General features: G+C 50.5%; 18 protein-coding genes. 10 read left to right on the top strand and 8 right to left on the bottom strand.

What is annotated here, in order from left to right; translation table 11 throughout:
• Positions 1-24: 24 nt before the first annotated feature.
• Both LGV68_RS13325 and nadE read right to left on the bottom strand, forming a co-directional pair.
• Positions 25-1350: an anaerobic C4-dicarboxylate transporter gene (locus LGV68_RS13325; protein ID WP_020328184.1), complete on the bottom strand. Its 1326-nt coding sequence runs from the start codon at positions 1348-1350 to the stop codon at positions 25-27.
• 282 nt (positions 1351-1632) lie between these two features.
• Positions 1633-2463 (bottom strand): ammonia-dependent NAD(+) synthetase, encoded by an 831-nt coding sequence (gene nadE / locus LGV68_RS13320; protein WP_020328185.1) that lies wholly within the window; start codon positions 2461-2463, stop codon positions 1633-1635.
• 103 nt (positions 2464-2566) lie between these two features.
• On the opposite strand from nadE, the gene LGV68_RS13315 reads away from it, so the two are divergent.
• Positions 2567-3079 (top strand): nicotinate-nicotinamide nucleotide adenylyltransferase, encoded by a 513-nt coding sequence (locus LGV68_RS13315; RefSeq protein WP_020328186.1) that lies wholly within the window; start codon positions 2567-2569, stop codon positions 3077-3079.
• Positions 3080-3111: 32 nt separating this feature from the next.
• Positions 3112-3612 (top strand): hypothetical protein, encoded by a 501-nt coding sequence (locus tag LGV68_RS13310; RefSeq protein ID WP_075989691.1) that lies wholly within the window; start codon positions 3112-3114, stop codon positions 3610-3612.
• Positions 3613-3678: 66 nt separating this feature from the next.
• Here LGV68_RS13310 and LGV68_RS13305 read toward each other — a convergent pair whose 3' ends face one another.
• Complete coding sequence (locus LGV68_RS13305; RefSeq protein ID WP_252535407.1) at positions 3679-5676, bottom strand: methyl-accepting chemotaxis protein; 1998 nt, start codon at positions 5674-5676, stop codon at positions 3679-3681.
• A gap of 301 nt (positions 5677-5977) precedes the next feature.
• Between LGV68_RS13305 and LGV68_RS13300 the strand changes: the two genes are divergently transcribed.
• Positions 5978-6322, top strand: a complete 345-nt coding sequence (locus LGV68_RS13300) for a HopJ type III effector protein (protein WP_202639912.1) — start codon at positions 5978-5980, stop codon at positions 6320-6322.
• A gap of 51 nt (positions 6323-6373) precedes the next feature.
• Here the strand turns inward: LGV68_RS13300 and emrD are convergent, their stop codons facing one another.
• Both emrD and LGV68_RS13290 read right to left on the bottom strand, forming a co-directional pair.
• Entirely contained in the window at positions 6374-7579 is a 1206-nt protein-coding gene (emrD, locus tag LGV68_RS13295; protein ID WP_020431615.1) for a multidrug efflux MFS transporter EmrD, read from the bottom strand.
• 193 nt (positions 7580-7772) lie between these two features.
• Positions 7773-8081: a cysteine-rich CWC family protein gene (locus LGV68_RS13290; RefSeq protein WP_020431616.1), complete on the bottom strand. Its 309-nt coding sequence runs from the start codon at positions 8079-8081 to the stop codon at positions 7773-7775.
• Between the two features lie 158 nt (positions 8082-8239).
• Here LGV68_RS13290 and LGV68_RS13285 point away from each other — a divergent pair, with 158 nt between their 5' ends.
• The gene (locus LGV68_RS13285; protein ID WP_020431617.1) at positions 8240-8494 is read left to right on the top strand and encodes a hypothetical protein; all 255 of its coding nucleotides are present in this window, start codon (positions 8240-8242) and stop codon (positions 8492-8494) included.
• A gap of 1 nt (position 8495) precedes the next feature.
• Here LGV68_RS13285 and LGV68_RS13280 read toward each other — a convergent pair whose 3' ends face one another.
• Positions 8496-9425 (bottom strand): DMT family transporter, encoded by a 930-nt coding sequence (locus tag LGV68_RS13280; protein ID WP_020431618.1) that lies wholly within the window; start codon positions 9423-9425, stop codon positions 8496-8498.
• 173 nt (positions 9426-9598) lie between these two features.
• On the opposite strand from LGV68_RS13280, the gene LGV68_RS13275 reads away from it, so the two are divergent.
• The 4 genes from LGV68_RS13275 to LGV68_RS13260 all read left to right on the top strand — a co-directional run bounded on the left by LGV68_RS13275 (position 9599) and on the right by LGV68_RS13260 (position 14237).
• Positions 9599-10054 carry an Lrp/AsnC family transcriptional regulator gene (locus LGV68_RS13275; RefSeq protein WP_024375260.1) on the top strand — a complete coding sequence of 152 codons (456 nt, stop codon included), beginning with the start codon at positions 9599-9601 and terminating at the stop codon, positions 10052-10054.
• Positions 10055-10179: 125 nt separating this feature from the next.
• Positions 10180-12180, top strand: a complete 2001-nt coding sequence (locus LGV68_RS13270) for a methyl-accepting chemotaxis protein (protein ID WP_020431620.1) — start codon at positions 10180-10182, stop codon at positions 12178-12180.
• A gap of 254 nt (positions 12181-12434) precedes the next feature.
• Positions 12435-13373 carry a triacylglycerol lipase gene (locus tag LGV68_RS13265; RefSeq protein ID WP_024375262.1) on the top strand — a complete coding sequence of 313 codons (939 nt, stop codon included), beginning with the start codon at positions 12435-12437 and terminating at the stop codon, positions 13371-13373.
• Between the two features lie 9 nt (positions 13374-13382).
• Positions 13383-14237: a lipase secretion chaperone gene (locus LGV68_RS13260; protein WP_024375263.1), complete on the top strand. Its 855-nt coding sequence runs from the start codon at positions 13383-13385 to the stop codon at positions 14235-14237.
• Between the two features lie 60 nt (positions 14238-14297).
• On the opposite strand, the gene LGV68_RS13255 is transcribed toward LGV68_RS13260, so the two are convergent.
• Both LGV68_RS13255 and LGV68_RS13250 read right to left on the bottom strand, forming a co-directional pair.
• Positions 14298-17054: an immune inhibitor A domain-containing protein gene (locus LGV68_RS13255; RefSeq protein ID WP_252535405.1), complete on the bottom strand. Its 2757-nt coding sequence runs from the start codon at positions 17052-17054 to the stop codon at positions 14298-14300.
• Positions 17055-17136: 82 nt separating this feature from the next.
• Positions 17137-17397 (bottom strand): hypothetical protein, encoded by a 261-nt coding sequence (locus LGV68_RS13250; protein ID WP_020328200.1) that lies wholly within the window; start codon positions 17395-17397, stop codon positions 17137-17139.
• Positions 17398-17973: 576 nt separating this feature from the next.
• Here LGV68_RS13250 and LGV68_RS13245 point away from each other — a divergent pair.
• Together LGV68_RS13245 and LGV68_RS13240 are read left to right on the top strand one after the other, a co-directional pair.
• Positions 17974-18750 carry a class II glutamine amidotransferase gene (locus tag LGV68_RS13245; RefSeq protein ID WP_020328201.1) on the top strand — a complete coding sequence of 259 codons (777 nt, stop codon included), beginning with the start codon at positions 17974-17976 and terminating at the stop codon, positions 18748-18750.
• Positions 18751-18929: 179 nt separating this feature from the next.
• Positions 18930-19841, top strand: a complete 912-nt coding sequence (locus tag LGV68_RS13240) for a siderophore ABC transporter substrate-binding protein (protein ID WP_252535403.1) — start codon at positions 18930-18932, stop codon at positions 19839-19841.
• The last annotated feature ends 30 nt before the right edge of the window (positions 19842-19871 follow it).

Raw genomic sequence — 19871 nt, 5'->3', positions numbered from 1 at the left:
CGCTTTTTTCATTCGCTTGGGTGATCAACCAATCACGATTTGACCGAGGACGTAGCCCATACAACAGCCACCAATCACACCAACCAGGCCGGGGGCCATAAAGGAGTGGTTGAAATACCACTTACCGATCTTGGTGGTGCCAGTGATATCGAAGTTTACGGTTGCGATATCAGACGGGTAGTTAGGAATGAAGAAGTAACCGTACAACGCAGGCATCAGACCAATCAGCAGGGCAGGTTCTAAGCCCAGCGCCAAGCCCACAGGCAGCATCATTTTCGCCACCACCGCTTGCGAGTTCACCACTACCGATACGATGAACAGCGCCAGCGCAAACGTCCAAGGGTAGGCGTTTACCATGTCGATGATGCCAGAGCGGAACTGCGGCATCGCGTATTGGAAGTAAGTGTCTGACATCCATGCGATACCGAAGATCGCAATCGCCGCCACCATACCCGATTTGAACACCACGCCTTCCGGTACCGTTTTCGGATTCACTTTGGTGACCAGCAGAATAATACCGCCGAAACACAGCATCATCATCTGAATGACGGTTGCCATGTTAATCGGTTTGGCATCGCCGATTTGACGCACTTCAGGGAACATCGCCACCAGTACAATCACGATGATCGACAGAATGAACAGCAGAACTGAGTTTTTCGCAGAAGCTGGCAGATGCTCATTTAAAGACGTTGCGGTGGTGCTGAAGATTTTTTCACGTAGCACAGGATCTTGCAGGCGCGCTTGGTACTCTTTGTCGTCTTCCAGCTCTTTACCGCGACGCAGGCTGTAAAGTGACATCAGCACGGTACCGAACAGCGTGGCTGGCACAGACACCATCAGAATCGACAGCAGTGTGATGTTGTGGTTGATGTTGGACAGTTCCGCCAAGTAGTACACCACCGCGGCAGAAATCGGAGACGCGGTAATGGCGATTTGCGATGCCACAGAAGCCGCCGCCATCGGACGTTCCGGACGAATGCCGTTTTTCAACGCAACGTCACCGATGATTGGCATGATGGAGTAAACCGCGTGACCGGTACCCAGCAGGAAAGTCATACAGTAAGTCACCAGTGGCGCAATGATGGTGACACGTTTAGGGTTTTTACGCAGCAGGCGTTCAGCCACTTGCAGCATGTATTTCAAACCGCCGGCCGCTTCAAGAATCGAAGCACAGGTCACCACCGCAAGAATGATGAGCATAACGGTGATTGGTGGTGAAGTCGGTGGCATCTTGAAAATAAAGACTTCGATCGTAAGGCCGATGCCCGATACAACGCCAAGGCCAATACCGCCGTAACGTGAGCCGATGTATAACATCAGCAAGAGGAACAGGAATTCCACGTACAACATATTTGTGAACCTTATAAAGTGAAAGATGAATATATTTTCCGACGCTATTCACAAAAAATATGAAGCTTGGTTCACACAAATCTGGCTATCAAAAATGAAATGAAAGTAATGGGAGTACAGTCACGCTATTCCCTTGATACGTAATGGTTTTGAGAGTGTTTTTGTAGCGAGAATGTTGTGCTACATCGTAAGGCGTGTGAATAAAAGCCAAGCGCAGAAGGCTTGGCTTTACAATAACTTAGGTGCATTGATGCATAAAGCACCAAAAAGTATGCAATCCGATCAGTCGTAGATGGTTGGAATCGGTTGACGCTTGTGCTGGGTTGCTTTGTAAATGCCCACCAAACGGTCGATAACGAACTGCTCAACGGGCTTGCCTTCGAGGAAATCGTCGATCTGTTCGTACGTCAGATTCAATGCATCTTCGTCCGCCTTTTGTGGTGCCAGTTCTTCCAGATCGGCGGTTGGTGTTTTGTGTACCAGCAGATCCGGAGCGCCCAATGCTGCTGCAACTTGGCGAACCTGACGTTTACTCAGGCCAAACAGAGGCGCCATATCACACGCGCCGTCACCAAATTTGGTGTAGAAGCCAGTAATGTTTTCTGCCGAGTGGTCAGTACCCAGAACCAAACCACCCACGTAGCCTGCGATTTCGTATTGCGCCACCATGCGCGCACGCGCTTTCACGTTGCCTTTCACGAAGTCGACTTTGGCTTCTTCACTTGGGATAAGGCCAGTGCCAGCCAATGCATCGTGTGATGCCGCATGCAGACCATCAACCCCCGCTTTGATGTTCACCGATACCGAGTATGTTGGCTGAATGAAAGAAAGCGCCAGTTGCGCTTCGTCTTCGTCTTTCTGCTCGCCGTATGGCAGGCGAACGGCGACGAATTTGTATTGGTCGGTGGCGTGTTCTTGGTTCAGTGCGTCGACTGCCAGCTGCGCCAAACGACCACACGTAGTGGAATCAATACCGCCACTGATACCCAGTACCAGCGCTTTACAGCCAGATTCAGTCAGTTTGCGTTTGATAAAGCCAACACGGCGTTCAATTTCGAATTCTGGATCGATGCTTGGTAGCACTCGCATCTCTTCGCGGATAATTTGTTCCATTAGAGTTCCTTTTCCTGCAAGCAATAAACATTTAGTAGTATCATACCGCAAACATTCAATTAGAAAACCGTGAATGCCGTTTTCACTCTTAATCGGGAAAAAGATGGAAAAAATTGCTGTTTTTGGCAGCGCTTTTAACCCACCAACGTTGGGGCACAAGAGCGTAATCGACTCACTGGAACATTTTGATCGCATTTTACTCGTACCCAGCATTTCGCATGCCTGGGGTAAGGAAATGCTAAATTATGAGATCCGATGCCAGCTTATTGATGCTTTTATTAGCGATTTGGCTTCAAATAAGCTAGAACGTTGTACTGTAGAACAAGATTTAATCAATCCGGGTGAAAGTGTTACCACTTACGCCGTTTTAGAGCGTTTACAGGAAATTTTTCCAAACGCTGACATTACTTTCGTGGTCGGACCTGATAATCTTTTCAACTTCGGTAAGTTTTTTAAATCCAAAGAGATTTTGCAGCGCTGGTCAGTGATGGCCTGTCCGGAAAAAGTCAAAGTGCGCAGTACGGATATCCGTCAGCGACTGGCTGAGAAAGGGGATGTGTCTTCAATGACCACACCTTCGGTAGAACATTTGCTGCGAAAACTGGATGTTTATTAATTGTTTGCCCGTTTTGGGCTGGAGTCGTATTCATGAAAAAGTGCGTTTTGCTGATGACACTTTTCTCTTTGCCGACCTTAGCGTCTGCATGCGATCTCTATACGCCCGCAACACTCCCTACCGATGAATCCTACGAAACCGCTCAACTAGACAATGCTGGTGTGTGTATTTCTCTGCGCGATGGCTGGGAATACACCTCAGAGCACTTGTTGAACTTCGATGTCGAAACCGAATCCGGCGCCCATGATGTCAACTATTGGAATGGCTGGATTGCCGCAGATAGTAATGACACGAACCCGTTTCTCACTCAACAACTGGAAAACAGTTATTTGGGGCTGGGGGTGTGGATGCCGACCGATTTGGCCGCACGCGAAAACCAGATGAGCACCGAAGAGTGGCTAATGAGTCATGGTTTGAAACTGAGCCTGGGTTTTGGCCAGAAGAAAGCGGGCGAGCCGCGCGTTCGTTTGGATTATCGCTGGCACGAAGTGTATCAAGCAGACTGGTTTATGCAGATTGAAGTGCCGTTCTGAACCTCTATGAACAGTAATAAAAAAGGTCATCACAGTGATGACCTTTTTTATTGGTTGCCGCATTGATTAATTCAGTTTGAACGCGCCGAGTTGCTGCTTCACGCGGTCGACTTCGCCGTGATAGCTGCTGACGATGTTATTCATCTGCTGCGCCAGTTCACCGGTTTGTTGGGCAATTTCAGCCAGAATATCGACGTCTTTATCGACGGCTTCGCTGGCTTTTGATTGCTCGATCGTGGCGTTAGCGATGCTGGTGATGTGAGCGTTAACTTCTTCGATCACGCTTTCCAGAGCGGCAACACTGTTTGTCACCGTTGAGACGGACTCAAAAGTTTCATGGGTCGCATCACGACTTTTTTCCATGTTGTTCACTGCTGTCGCAGTGTTGTTGGTGATGTTGCTTAGCAATTGACTGATGTGCTCAGTGGCTTCTTTACTGCGCTGCGCCAAATCACGCACTTCTGATGACACCACCGCAAAACCGCGCCCGTGTTCACCGGCACGCGCCGCTTCAATCGCGGCGTTCAGGGCCAGCAGGTTGGTTTGTTCTGAAATGCCGTTGATGGTATCGACGATCTTACTCACGCTCATGGCGTCTTTTTCCAGCTCGCTCATGCAGGTTTGCGTTTGTTCGATTTGCTCCACCAGCGCCTCAACCGCTTTAAAGGAGGACTGGCTCTGACCCTGGCACTCGACGACGCGCTGAGTCATTTGGTGTGTCTCTTCCAGCGCACGCTCTGAAGACTGAGCGATTTCGACACTAGATTGCGACAACTCGGTCATCGCCGCGGCAATGTTTTCACATTTTGCGGTCGTTGCACCGCTGCTTTTACCGAGGTCTTGTGCGCCCATGACAATCTTCTTCAGGCGTTCGGCGCTATGATCGTTGGTTTGCGTCACATCAGACAGCAGGCTGCGAATGTTGCTGGTCAGGCCGTTGACGCTTTGTGAAATCTGCGAAATCTCATCACGTCCTTCGGATGCAATCGACACACTCAGATCGCGCTTCGATGCCATTGAATGCAGCGTTTTATTCAGTTTGCCCGCGCGTTCGCGTAGCGTGATGACGCTGGTCAGCAGGCTCCAAACCAACAAGACCGCCACAATCAGGCTGGCAATTAAAATCACGTTCTGATTCCAGATAGCCTGAGTCGCCTGCTCGGCCGACATGGTGGTCATCTGTTGTTGAATGCCGTTGCGCAGTTGGTTAATCAATTTGATACGTTCGGTTGCCGCCGCGAACCACTCAGCCGGAGCCGGACCTTCTAACGCATCCAGAGATTGACTTTGTGACAGGTAAGATTGCTGAACCTTATCGACGTTTTTCCAGGTTTCGCTGTTTTTGAATTCGCTGAGTTTGTCGCTCAGCGCTTTTGGCATGGTCATCGCGGCCATACGTTCTGCGTAGTTACCCGATTCGATATAACCATTCACGGCGGTGTACTGCGCCGGTGTGGACGATTTTCGGGCAAACGCACCATTTAGGGCACCACGTACCTGACCTGCACGCTCTTTCATGATCACCACAGAAATGAGAGAGCTGCCCAATTCGGCGACATTCGCATCATCAATGGTCGAGAGCAGAATCTGTGAGTCATCGATCGCCAGTTGGTTCAGATTGGAGTAGTAGGCAAAAGGAGAAACCGTTGGCGTTAACGAGTCGACCTGACGGCGTACATCATCCAACTGAGCGAGTTGGTTTTGCACATCCGCTTTCAGTTTATTGGCCAATACGGGATTGACGGTCACCGGAGAAAAACTCTGCAGCGCTTTGACGTGCGTATCGGTTTCGCTGCGCTGTTTTCTCAGCTGTTCAACCTGAGGCCCTTGGCCTTTGGAACCCAGCACACCGGCAGTCAGGCCGCGTTCGAGGGCTAAGTTGTGGGCGAGGTTATCGTACAGCAGGATTAGTTTTACCGTTTCCTGATCGTGTTCGGCGGTTTCGACTCGCTGTCTGAGGTCGAGGACGTTGAACGTAGCAAGTATTAACGCAATGGCGATAGGCAGCCCGGCAATCAGCGTGACCACCCTGTACAAAGGAAAATGCCGCAATAGTTTTTTCATAAAGCCCTCTGACGACTCATTCAATTTATAGGTTTAATCGGTAAAACATTAGTGTAGACAAGGATTAAAAAACATAACGTACGTATTAAAGCAATAAAATTGTATCCCTATTTGCATCGGGTTTGATGCCGGACAAATTACTGCTGTAACACAGGTGATATGTGCATTAACTTTCTCATTAATTACTAGCATTTTTCATACCTTGTTGGATGCATAAAGTGTTTCAAGTTGTGCATAGGTTTTCATCGGGGAATTTTTTCTTTAGACTGCGTGCTTTCGAAATCAACGGGAATGGACACACATGGAACTGAGCGCGCTATTGACTCAACTGACTGAGCAACCTGAAAACGTCGTATTTGCAGAGGTGATTGCCACCATCGATGCGCATTACGATTTCACACCGACGGCGTTTGATAACGGCGAAACCCGCAACGAAGCGAACCAGAATAATGGTTCATGCAAGATTTTTGCGTTCGCCCAGCTGAATCAGCTCTGCCCGGAAGCCACACTGGCCTGTTTTGGTGATTTTTACCGTCAGGATGTATTGCAACATCCGGAGAACGACGATCACCAGAATATTCGCAATTTCATCCGTTTTGGTTGGGATGGCGTGAAGTTTGAAGGCGTGGCACTGACCGCGAAATAAGCCGTAACAGGAAAAAAAAGGGAGGCTGAGCCTCCCTTTTTTTTCGTCTGATTACACGGCCAATGGCATGTGTTTGGATGGATCGTGGCGTTTGTAAACGCGGCGCAATCCAAGCAGAGCCAGTAGCGACATCACCAACATAATAATGCCCAATGGCAGTTGGTTTGAGGCCGGGAATACGGAGGCCAGCAACGTTGCCAAGCCAGCTCCCAGATTTTGCATCCCGCCCAGAATCGCGCCGCCAGTACCGGCATGGTAAGGCAGCGGCGCCAACGCGCCAGTGGTCGCAGCCGGAAACAGAATGCCTGCACCCAGAAAATAAACGGTCGCTCCGCCGATCAAGGTTGGCGCTGTGGTTTGGTCAAGCAGACCTGGGATCAGAACAATCATCGACCCCAGCATAATCGCGAACAGCCCCACGCGCAGCGCACGTTTTTCACTGTAGCGCTGAGCAATCACGCTTGATAGCCAGGCACCAGCCAAATAACCCGGGATCGGGGTGACGAACAGCAAGCTGACGGTGGTCGCCGGCAACTCAAGTACGCCGCCTAACAGCACACCCGCGGCACCTTCAAACACTGCAACGCCAGCAAAGGTTGCCACCAAACAGATCAGGTAACCCTGAAAACGGTGATCCGACATTACGAAACTGTAGCTGCGCAGCACCGATTCTTTTTTACGGATCTCTTTTGGCAAGGTCTCGACCATGCTGGTCATCATGGTAATGACCACGGCAATCGCAAACAGCGATAAGAACAGATAACTTGAACGCCAGCCAAAGAACTCCGTCAGGTAGCCGCCCAGCACCGGGGCAATCAGTGGTGAGAAGATCAAACACATGCTGATCAGGCTGTTTGCACGATGCAGCTCTGCGCCAGTAAAGCAATCTCGGGTCAGAGTACGACACATCGCACCGCCACAACCGATGCCCAGACCCTGAATAAAGCTACCCGCCAGGAACCAGGAAAACTCTTGTGCAAACAAAGCAACCAGAGAGCCAAGGATATAGATAACTAATCCCGCGATAATGATTGGCTTGCGGCCCAGGCGATCAGACAGTGGCCCGTAGACAAACTGCGAGACACCATAAGGGATCAGATAGCACGCCATCACTGCCTGCAGCGATGCGGCAGACACCAGAAAATCATCGGCCATATGACCGATAGAAGGCACATACATGGTCTGAGTCATCTGGCCGACAGCGGTCAGAATGGCGATCAGGAACGTCAGTTTGGCTAACGGAAATGTTGCAGACATCTTTTTCTCCACCCAACAACATTAATAACGCGAGAAAGATAAATTACAAAAATATGACTAATGAGAACGGGAAGGAATGCGGTGTTCTCGGCGCGAGATATTAGTGAGGGTGGAGCGCTTTATCAATCGAAAAGTGTGATCTTACGCAAGATAAAAATCTATGTTTTGAATTAGAAAAAGTAATGTGAAATTATTATTCAAGCGGCTGTTTTGCTAAGCATCGGCGACACAAACACACTGAGCTTTCTGGCAGGGCTGAAAGGTCGCGTTTTTCCAACTCAAAACACCAGCAGGTGCTTTTGCCTGCGCTGATATCGCAATGTGCCGGCTCACCACAAGATGGGCAGTGGTGCGTGGTTTGCTGGCCGGATAAGCGCTGCATGATGGTGTCCCGCTCGTGGTCGGACAAATGACGCCACTGAATAATTTCATCCATGGTGCGATGGCAACCAGAACAAACTCCGGCGTTGTTTTTACAGGCGGCGATACAGGGGGTTTTCATAACAGCTGACTTCTTTATTGAGTAAACGCGAAATATACCTGAAGTCGCGGAGTTGCCCAACCGCAAGCCGGATATCTTTGTTGCTCTGCCTATTGCTTTTGCTAACGGGCATGACTATTATAAATCTAAATGAGAATTAATATCATAAAGGTGTTTTGATGTTACCTTTGCTTGCTGCCTTGGTATTTATGTTTGGATTAGGAAAAAAGCTGCTGGTGCCGGTGCGCTGGACAGTCGCTTTGTCCGTCCTGTTGGTGGCGCTGTATCTGTTCGGTGTGATTAGCGCGGTTCCCGTGTTAGTGACGCTGTTTGTCGCCTCGCCATTTCTGATCCAGTTACGCTACAGCGACAAGGCCAACACTCTGTTTGGCCTGTGCGTTATTGTGCCACTCATCGTGGAAGTGATTCGCTAAGTTATCCTTTGCCGTGTTGCGGTGGCTGGTACGCCAGCGAGGCGTCGTACTTCATAAACACGTTGCTGGCAATTAAGCTGCCGCAACTGACCAATCCCAATCCCAGCCAGGTCATGCTGGTGGGAATCTCACCAAATACCGGAATTGCCAGTAAGGTTGCAATGGCCGGGGTTGCTGAACCAAATGCCGCCGAGCGTTCCGCGCCCAGTGTGGTTACGGCGTGCAGATAAGTAAATGCGGCAATGACGCCCGCCCCGACACCCTGAATTAAACTGTGACCAAATAGCGTCTGCCATGGCCATTGTGCGACGGGCGTTTGTGCCAGATAACTGGGTAATACGCCTGTCGCAATCAGCGCGAGCAGCAGCACTACGGATAGCAGCGAAATGAATCCGGCCGCTGCCAGCGAATGGAGGTTCGCGACTCGGGCGCAGATGGTAAACACCGCCCACATCATACTGCCGAGCAGAAACAGCAGATGGCCAAACAGTTTGTCACTCTGATAATCCATTGCGCTGGTGGAGAGAAACACGCCAATCCCGCCCAATACCAACACCAAACCAAAGATACGATGCTGGCTTAACGGCTGATTAAACAGCCAAACGGCAATGCCGGAGACAAAGAGTGGTAGTGTGCCGGGAACCAATGTGCTGCCATCGGAAACCGGCACAAAATGCATCGCGCTGCCAGTCAGGAGCAGATAGGGCAGGCCGCAACCGATAAACATACCGAGCAGGTAACGCTTGGGCACCACAGCGATTTTTGCTTTGGCTTTCATGACGAACGGCAGCAGCACGATAGCGGGGATCAAAAACCGCGTCAGCGCGATATCGGCAGGCGTCAGCGCGCTGATGGCCCCTTCGCGCAGTGATAAGAAAAAGCCAGACCAGAGCAGCAGCGTGGCCAGCATGGCCAGATATCCTGAGAACATATGTCATCCTTGATAAGCAGTGGTGCCGTGTGCGATGCACAAATCCGGCGAAGAGATTTATTATCACGGTTACTTGACGCTGATATTCGGCGAATTTAGTTTATGTAGATAGAAATATTGATGGATTTCATCAATGAACTGAAAAATAACGCTGGAAATAACCAAAAATGAAAATGGACAGAATTGACCGCCATTTGCTGGCTCTGATTCAGAAACAGGGCAGGCTCTCTACTGCCGAGCTTGCGGAGTTGGTGGGGCTTTCAGCTTCCCCTTGCGCGCGGCGGCTTAAGCGACTCGAAGATGAAGGCGTGATTGACGGCTATCAGGCCAAACTGAATCGCAAAGCGATTGGCATCGGCATGACGGTGTTTGTCGAAGTGAGCCTCAACAACCATCAAGCCAGTTCGATTGACGAGTTCGAATCGGCGTTGGTGGAGATGGATGAAGTGATCAGCGCGCACGTGGTGTCGGGGGCGTACGATTATCTGCTGGAAGTGGTCAGCCCGGATCTGGTCGGCTATGAGAGCTTTATTCGTAAAGTGCAGCAGTTGGACAACGTGAAAGACATTCACACTCACCTGGCAATGCGTCAGGTCAAACAGGCCGGCTCGCTGCCCGTGTTTCGTTAACAATATTAATGTGCATGGGATTTTATATCAGTCAGTTACGCGTTTACGGTATCTCATATTCCCCGGTTTGCGTAACAGAAAATTAACGTTATAGTGACCGCCTAACGTTGTACAGGAGCTTATGGATGAAGCTAACGATTTCAGGGAAGTTGCAGCTGAGTTTTTTGTTGTTGGCCCTTTTGTTTGTCGCGTCTGCCGCGATGACCTATCGCAGTGTGTCGGTATTAGAGCGTCATACGCAATCCCTTCTTAATTCTGATTTACCCACCGTCGATACCAGCCGCGGTATTCAGCAGTCGATTCAGGCAACGCTGTCCAGCGTGCGCGCCTACATGTTGCTGGGCAGTGACGAAGCTGCTGGTGAAACCCTCAAGCAGCAGTTGAATAGCATCATCGCGCAAACCGACGAAAGCTTACCGGTGCTGGAAACTCTGATCGCCGAGCAGGATTATCAAACGGTGGTTCAACAGTGGGGTGAGGTAAAAAACTCAGTCAATAAGATCGTGGAACTGGCGCACAGCCCGGAAAATCTGCCGGCACACAACCTGTTTACTAACGAAGCCGCGCCGATTGCCGAGGTGGCCCTGGACCAGATTCAGGGCCTGATCAACGACGAAGCGTCCAAGAAAGAGGGCGATGAACGTAAGCGCCTGTTTAAGGTTTACGCCGACAGCTATAACTCTTTGGCCAACGCTCTATCGGCGATGCGCGACTTCTTGCTGTACGGCAAACCGGAATACTTGAGCAAATATCAGGAGTTCATCAAAGCGCACAACCAGTCGGTCAGCGAGATCGAAGACAAACTCGAATTGCTGGATGACAGCGATCGCTCGTTGTGGGATCTGTTTAAAGAGATGCAACAACTCTATTTCCCTCTGGCGGATCAAACCATCGCGCTGCGTCAGTCGCCAGACTGGAACTTTGCCAACCAGGAAATGGCAAAGCAATTGCTACCTGCGGCGAGCGCGCTGGAAGCGAGTCTGGAAAATGTGGTGGCCGCGCAGCAACAAAAAGCCGATCGCAGCGGGCAGGGTATTGAAGCATCGATTCATCAGGTGCTGACGTTTCTGGTAGTCGCGCTGGTGCTGGTTATTGTTGCGGCACTGGCGATATCCAATTACATGGGACGCAGCATTGGTCGCCGTGTGTCGGAGATTTCACAGCGCGCGCAACGGATTGCCGCTGGCGATGTGTCGCAGCAACCGTTAGCTGTGCAGGGTAACGATGAGCTGTCAGCGCTGACCGAATCCATCAACCGCATGAACGCTTCTCTGGCGGGCATTGTGCGCGGTGTGACGGACAAAGCCAATCAGGTGAGTGAGAGCATGAACGCGTTGCTCAACTCCAATCAACAGACGCTGACTCAGGTGAAAAAACAGCAACAACACATCACGGAGATGGATGCTGAATTGTCTGACGTCGCGCAATCCACCACGCACACGTTGGATCAGGCGCAGCGTTCGGTTGAGACCCTGTCGGAATCGCAGCGCGAAATCGCGCAGGGCAAAGCGTCACTGGAACTCAACAAAGAGACTATGCAGACGCTGCATGAGACGATTGAGAAAGCCAACGTGTTGGTGAGCCAACTCAGTGCAGAGAGTGCGGCGATTGGTAAAGTGACTGAAGTGATTGAAGGCTTGGCAGAGCAAACCAACTTGTTGGCGTTGAACGCAGCGATTGAAGCAGCGCGCGCCGGCGATTACGGCCGCGGGTTTGCGGTGGTGGCGGATGAAGTGCGTTTGCTGGCCACCCGCACTACGCAGTCGACCACCGAGATTAACCAGATTGTGCAGGCGATTCAGTCCTCAACGGCATCGGTGGTGAAAGAGATCCAGCAAGGTCAGCAGATTGCGGAGCTGGGCGCGGAGCACATCGAAGAGGCGGTGGTAAAACTGGAGTCCACCACGGAACAAATCGCGATGTTGAACGATCAAATGTTGCAACTTGCCAGCGCGGCAGAGCAGCAAACCCAGGCTACTCAAGCGATCACCAGCCTGATGCATGGCGTAACGCATGCGGTGGAAGATGTGGCGGCAATCAGCCAACGCTCAAATCAGACTTCACAGCAGGTGCGTGAACAAGTTTCCGACCTGAACCACGAAATGGCACAGTTTAAACTGGCTTAACTGCCAGTAGCGTCGCGTGTTGTCTTCACGCGACGCACTGACCACGCCATTCTATCTATTCTTCTTATCTATTTTATCCGTAACATTGATGACCCTATGTTTATTAAATCTGTTGAATACTGGCTCGGCTTCACGAAGCAGGTTTTTTGTCGTCGGTAATTTCGTCACTTTCTTCTAACGTTAGATCGCTCCTCAGAGGTCCGATGTCTGTGTTTTTTATGAAACACAGATCCCCTAATAAGAAGGAAGATCACTTGAAAAACAAACTATTACTTTCTGCTCTCTGCCTGTTCAGTTCGTTGTCACTGGCCTCGACCAGTGCGGGCGCGCTCGACCAAACAGGTTATACCCACACCAAATATCCTATTGTGCTGGTCCATGGTCTGTTTGGTTTCGATACGTTAGCTGGCGTGGATTACTTCTACGGCATTCCTCAGTCTCTGACCAAAGATGGCGCGACGGTGTACGTGGCGCAGGTGTCTGCCACCAACAGCACCGAATTGCGCGGTGAACAGTTGCTTGAGCAGGTTGAAACGCTGCTCGCCGCTACGGGCGCGGAAAAAGTCAACCTGATTGGCCACAGTCATGGTGGGCCAACGGTGCGTTACGTTGCTTCGGTCCGTCCGGATTTGGTCGCCTCGGCAACCAGTATTGGCGGAGTAAACAAAGGCTCGGCGGTGGCGGATTTAGTGCGCAATACCATTCCGCAAGACTCTGTCACTGAAGCGCTGGCGGTTAAACTGGCCGATGGTCTGGTGACGCTGATTAACCTGCTGTCTGGCGGCAGCGATCTTGAACAAGATGCGCTGGCATCGCTGGATGCACTGACGACCCAAGGGTCACTGGCGTTCAACCAAAACTACCCGGAAGGCATTCCTGCCACTGAATGTGGTGAAGGCGATTATGAGGTGAACGGCGTGCGTTATTACTCCTGGACTGGCGCATCAACGTTTACCAACGCGCTTGATCCTACCGATGCGGCGATGATGGTGCTGGGACTGGCGTTTGATGGCCCGAGTGATGGCCTGGTGGGGACGTGCAGCGCCCATTTAGGCAAAGTGATTCGAGATGATTACAAGATGAATCATTTGGATGAAATCAACGGCTTGCTCGGTATTCACCACCTGTTTGAAACTGACCCTGTTACCTTGTACCGCCAGCACGCTAACCGTCTGAAACTGCAAGGCCTATAAGGAGTCGATATGCAAAAGACCGCACTGTGTTTAGGAATAGTGGCCGTATTGGGGAGCCTCAGTGCGGCCTTTTGGCCTTCCGATTCGACTTTGCCACCTGCTGTGATGCAGGTGGCGTCTCAAAGCGATACCGAGTTGGATCAATCTTCACCGCGAGATCTGCTCGACTATTTTGTTTCCGGGTTGGGGGAAGGTGATTTAAAAGAGATTGAACACCACGTCGCCAACTACGAACAGAGTGCAAACGGCTTTCTGGTCGACGGGGCGTTGTTCGATCAATTTGTGCTCTACAAACAGGCACTGGCTGGGCTTGAACCGTCGGTTGCCATCAGTTCGCTTGATTACCCCTCACTTGCTGAACTTAATCAGCAGATCCTCGCCCTGCAGTTGCAGTTTTTTACCCCGCAACAACAGCAGAGTTTGTTTGGCGAAGAAAATCAGCTCAGGCATCTGGCGATGGAAAAACTGCGTATTGCCGGTCAGGCAAGTGACGCCGCCGATGCCAAATTGCAGTGGCAGAGCGTTGTGGCTGAGCAGGAAGATTATATTCAGCGTAGCGAACAGAATGCCGATTTAGTCAACCGACTTTACAGCGCCGATGGCGACGATGAACAGTCGCGTTATCTGGCCCGTGTTGAAATGGTCGGTGAAGCCGGAGCGCAGCGTTTGGGGGAACTCGACAATCAACGCGCCCAATTTCAGCAGACGTTAACGTCATATCTAACGCAGCGTGCGCAGCTGCTGGCCGACAACAGCTTGAGTGAGACGCAAAAAGCGCAGCAAATTACCGCGTTGCGTGAATCGAGCTTTGATGCCAAACAATGGCGGCGGGTTGAAGCGCTGGAACGTATGCAAACGCAATAAAAAAGAGCGCAACGGGCGTTGCGCTCAACTGTTTCCATGGATTAGAAACAAAGGTGGGACTTACAGATCAAGGGAAATGATTGTGGTGGTGCTGGCGCCGTCATCGTCCATCACTTTGAGTGTGATGTCCTGTTTGCCGTAGCTCGGCAGAATGGCGCTAAACATACGACCACGTTTAATTTTGCCGTTTGGCAGCGTCCATTCGGTGTCGACAATGCGACCGTCGCTGTCAGTGCTGGTGGACCACATGGTCACCCAGCGACCCAGATGAATGTGACGAGCACTTGCTTCTGGCGGATTGTTCGGCTGCACGACGGTGATGCTTTGAGTGAAGGTATCGCTATCACCCTGATCATCGGTCACGGTCAGACTAACGGTGTACGTGCCTGCGGCGTCATAGCTCCAACTTGGAGACAGTTCGCTGCTGGTTTGGCCGTTGCCAAAATCCCAGGCATAGCTTGCCAGCTTGCCATCCTGATCCTGACTGTAGTTGTGTGCATTGACACTCAGACCATTTACATCCAGTTCGAAGTTCGCAGTTGGCGGTACATTCGCTGTGTTGGCGCGAGACAGGCGAACCACACCGTACTCGTTATCCTGGCTCTGATTCACGATGTCGATTTGCAGACCAAATTCGGTCAGCAGGCGGCCGGAGTCCGGTGCTAATGGCGAGCTGTAATCCTGAGAATCAGCAAAGTTTGCGTTACCAATCAGGCTTACGTCCTCAAGAACATCACCATCGGCACTTTCCAAGCGCATTGGCGCTTGGTCAAACAGTGAGAATGCCGCATCACGAACCTGGAATCGGGTTTGCGCTGCTTCACCACTGTTCGCCCAGACCATCGCGTTCTGGTCGGCATCAACCACGCCTAACCAGCCTTCACCCGGGTGTTTACCTACCCAGTTGTCTTTGTACGATTCATCCACATACCACACCAACAGACCCGGTTCGAAGCTGATCAGCTGACCCATGCGTTTGATGTTCGCCAAACCTTCATCGACGTTGTTGTGGCTGCGCCATTGCAGCAGGTAGTAGTGGTTAGCTTCGTGGAAACCATCGTTGGTGGTGTAGCCGTTCAGAGCGAACGTAGAGCCACTTTCCGCGTCATCCAGAGCGCTTACATTACCGTCGACGTCCAGCGCCAGATTGTCGATGTACAGACCTTCCATCGCCAGACCGCCATCCGTCACATAGTCAAAACTCAGCTCAACCGTTTGGCCTGCCCAGGCAGACAAATCGAACTGCGCATCGACCCATCCGTTCGACTCGCCACCAATCGCTGGCGCCAGACCCGTATTGTATGGGTCGTCCATCGACGTGATGTTGCCCTGAATCGGCTGACCGTTAATCAGCACGCGCGCAAAGTCGTAATCTTTTTCGATCTGATACCAGGCTTTAAACGTCAGCATCGCGCTGCTGCCAGCCGGGATGGTGACCTGACGGCTCATGCTGTTTTTCAGATCGTCGCCTTTGTTGGAGTAAAACGCGTATTGGCCTTCATACGGTTGAATGCCTTCGGTGCGTTTCATCGGCAGGTTCACTTTAACCAGGTTCGGACGCGCATTGTCGGTGGTCTGGAACAGGGTGTAAGTGCGAGCGCCTTTTTTCAGATCGTCAATGGAAATCTGGTCGTCGTTAACCCAGCGGCCGCCAATCGCAGTTTGCAGGAATTGCTTAGACCACGCGGAGAACGCGGTTGGCTGCGTGCCGCCAATTTTACCTGCCCAGCTGCCAGAAGACATGATGGACCAGTAAGAGACCGGCTCACCTTTGCCTGTGTATTGCGTGTCGTATTCATCCGGCAGACCAAGGTCGTGGCCGTATTCGTGGGCACACACACCAGCTGCCGCATCAATCGGCTGAATGGTGTAGTCATAGGCTGCATACTGGCCGTTAAAGCGGCCCGGAATCGTGCTGCTGGTGCCTTTTAATACATGGTACTGGCCGAGATTGTAGCGGTGTGACCAAATCGCATCAGCGCCCAGTACGCCACCACCAGCTTCCTCACCCACAGAGGCGTGGAATACCATCAGGTGGTCAATAACGCCATCCGGTTCACGGTAGTTGCCATCGCCATCGTAGTCGTAACGGTCTTCTACATCGTAGTCGGCAAGGTTGATGCTTGGGTCTTGTGCCAGTTGATCCAGCGCTTCACGCACCAGTTCCTGAGCGTGCATGTCGCTATCGGTCGCGGGAGAGTTGCCACCGTAGTAAGCCGCGTTTTTCGATGCGCGATACCAACCGGCAGCCTGACCTGCAACGCTGTAGCTCTTGCCGGATTCATTCTGGTAGTACTGGCGCATGGAGATCAGGTTTTCGCCGTTCGGTCCGGTATAGCCGCTGTCTGAGAACAGTAGATTCTGATAGTGCGCGGCATCGTAACTGTCGTAGAGCATTTCGGTATGCTCTTTGGTGAGTTGGTTGTCGTTCCACGGCAGATCCGGGAAATCAATCAGCAAAGCCAGCACTTTATCGGTACGCTGCTGACCAATTTCCAGCGCGAACACACTGGCTTTGTGCATGCCTTTTTCTTTCTTGATCACCTTCAGCACTTTCGCGCGTTGCTCAAGTGCCTTTTTGCCAAACTGAGCGTCACCCTTAAAGCCAGAGCGAATTTTGCTCTCCAGATAGAGGTCAAGTGCGTGACGTTTTTCTGCTGCGGTTGCATCTGCGCTAACGGTGCCATTGCGTACCAGCATGTCGATCAACTTGTCTTCGTTAACGACACCCATATCCACTGGTGTTTGTGCAAATGCACCGACGCTAAACCAAGAAGCCACTGCTGAGGCAAGCAAGGTTTTCCTCATGTTTTTCATTATATTTCCTTATTATTTCCCATATTTATGGTGCAAACACGCCAACAGAAAACTCTGCCAGCATGAATTCTTATTGATGTATTTATTCGGAGTCCGGAGAAATACAGTGTTCAGTCGGGTTAGGGTTTGATGAGGAACCGGTATTTTTATTATTAGGATTCTTTTTATTGTGTTTTTTATTTAAATATATATTTAACGCCTGTTGTTGTTGCTCGGCGGTTAGCCCCTGACAAATCACGCCTCGCTCTATCAGAGCTGCGATCAAACGTTCATCATCAGGCTGCGCAGTCGCATTGGCCTGTGAGGTTGCCAGCATTAGTAGCGATGCAAAAATAATTTTCATCGAGTCAACTCAACGTGTGTGAAATATTTGTAACAATTTATAGTCAGCGTATTTCATCGACAAGACGAAATAATTAAGCTCTGAAATAACCATTCCAAATTACACATAATAAGTGAACATAAAATAACGATAATTATTGAGAGTGTGGTCATTTATTTATGCACAATGTTTAAATAAATAACGGATAAATAAAGTAATAAGAAATGCTCTGTGCTTCTTCAGGGTAGATAAAGTATGGTTTTTAGAATTTTTACTCTAAATGGAAGAGTGCGGTGGAATGAAAAAATAACTTACTGTTCGCTCAACACGGGCGGATTTGGCGACTTGCGAAAGTTTGAACTTGATTCATATTTATTATCTATGGTTAAACCAGTGAAAAGTGCTGGGAAATGAATACCTTGCTTAATTATGGTGCAAGCCTGATGGCAGCAGTGATGGTTGCTCGAATTGGGTGCAAAAATGGCAGATAGAATTGGCTGTTTTATGAGCAATAAAAACAATTTTTGTCGGGATATTGCCTGTGTCCGATAAACGTGGTTAATTGAAGCCTCTTTCTGTCTGGAGGACGAATTTGTCATGTGCCGCTGGCTCGCCTATCAGGGCAACCCTATCTATCTCGATCAACTGGTTTATCAACCGGAACACTCCTTAGTTCATCAAAGTATTGAAGCTCGAAAAGCCGTGACGCGCGTCAATGCCGATGGTTTTGGTTTGGGCTGGTACACCGAGCGCAGCACACCAGGTCAATTTCATGAAGTGCTTCCGGCATGGAGTGACGAAAACCTTCGTTCACTGGCTCATCACATTCGTTCCCACCGCTTTATGGCGCACGTGCGTTCATCAACCGGCACGCAAGTTTCACGCCGAAATTGTCACCCGTTTATTTTGGATAAATGGATGTTTCTGCATAACGGTCAGATTGGCGAGTATGAAAAAGTAAAATACACGCTGGAACGCCTGTTGCCGGAATCGCTGTATGTGCAACGGACCGGAACGACTGACAGTGAACTGATCTTTCTGCTGATGATGAAAAACGGGCTGACCGACAATCCGGTGGACGCTATTCGCACCACCATCCATGAGATTGAGCAGGTGATGGCAGAGAAGGGCGTTCACACTCCTTTCAAAGCATCGATTTGTATTTCCGATGGCGAACAGTTCTGGTTGGTACGTTACAGCTCAGACCAACATCCGCCGACGGTGTTCACTAAGGTGATGGAAGGCGACATCATTCTGGCTTCTGAGCCGCTCGATAGTGAACCGGGTTGGACTATTGTCGCACCGCAAACCATCACCCATGTGCATGGTTCACACTGCAAAACCTTCACCTTTACCTCTGCTCAGGCCGCTTAATCGATCGTTTGATCTGACGTCTTTTTAACGTCAGATCAACATCTTCCTTCTTTTACATAGATTTACAAACAGAAGTGACGCAACCCAGTTGCGGCCACACTTCGATATGGGTATAGTTGCGCCATCTTAATGCGAATGCTTATCAAAATTCATCGCAATTATTAATAGAAAGGAAGATTATGAAATCCGTTATCAGTTTGACGTCTTTGGCCCTGGTGATGTCTTTTTCTGCCCATTCTGCGCAGGTAACCATTGAACACCAGATGGGTAAAACCACACTGGAACAGAAACCACAGCGCGTAGTGGTGATCGGTTTGGGTGTTTTGGATGCGGTAGACAGTTTCGGTATTCAGCCTGTTGCGGTATCGAAAGTGCCTCAACTGCCACCTTACCTGGAAAAGTACAAAGGCGATCAATACGGTCAGGCGGGTTCGCTGTTTGAACCGGATTTCGAATCTATCTATATGCAAAAGCCGGATCTGATCATCATCGGTCCGCGTGCGGCAACCAGCTACGACGAACTGGCTAAGATTGCGCCGACCATCGTATTTGCGGCCGATGACAGCAAAGGTTACTGGGAAAGCACTCAGGAACAATGGCACAACCTGGGTAAAGTCTTTGATATCGAAGCACAAGTGGATGCCAAGATTGCCCAGATCAACGATCAGTTCAAAGCGGTGAACGATTACACACAAACGCATGAAGTGAACGCGCTAACGGTGATGAGCTCAGGTGGCAACCTGACTACTTTCGGTGCTAATTCGCGCTTCTCGGCGATTTACCGCGATTTCGGTTTCCACGAGAACGTGAAAGTGAAGCAGGGCGGCCGTCATGGCGACCTGATCTCTTACGAGTTCATTCGTGAACACAACCCACAGACACTGTTTATCATCGACCGTGACAAACTGGTGAATAAAGGCACGAGCCACACCCACGAAGAGTTTGAAAACGATCTGGTGAAAGCGACAGACGCTTATAAAAACAAACACATGACTTACCTTGACCTGAATGCTTGGTACATCTCCATCTCTGGCGTGAAAGCGACAGAACAGATGGTGGCGGACATGAAACAGTCTATCGGTCTGCTGTAATTGGCGATGGTACAGCCTGCTCTAGAAGCA

It is taken from the genome of Vibrio sp. LQ2 (genome assembly GCF_023920125.1).
GTDB classification, from domain to species: Bacteria; Pseudomonadota; Gammaproteobacteria; order Enterobacterales; family Vibrionaceae; genus Vibrio; species Vibrio fluvialis.
The sequence above is the reverse complement of the archived record's forward strand: the minus strand, read 5'-3'. Positions and strand labels throughout refer to the sequence as shown.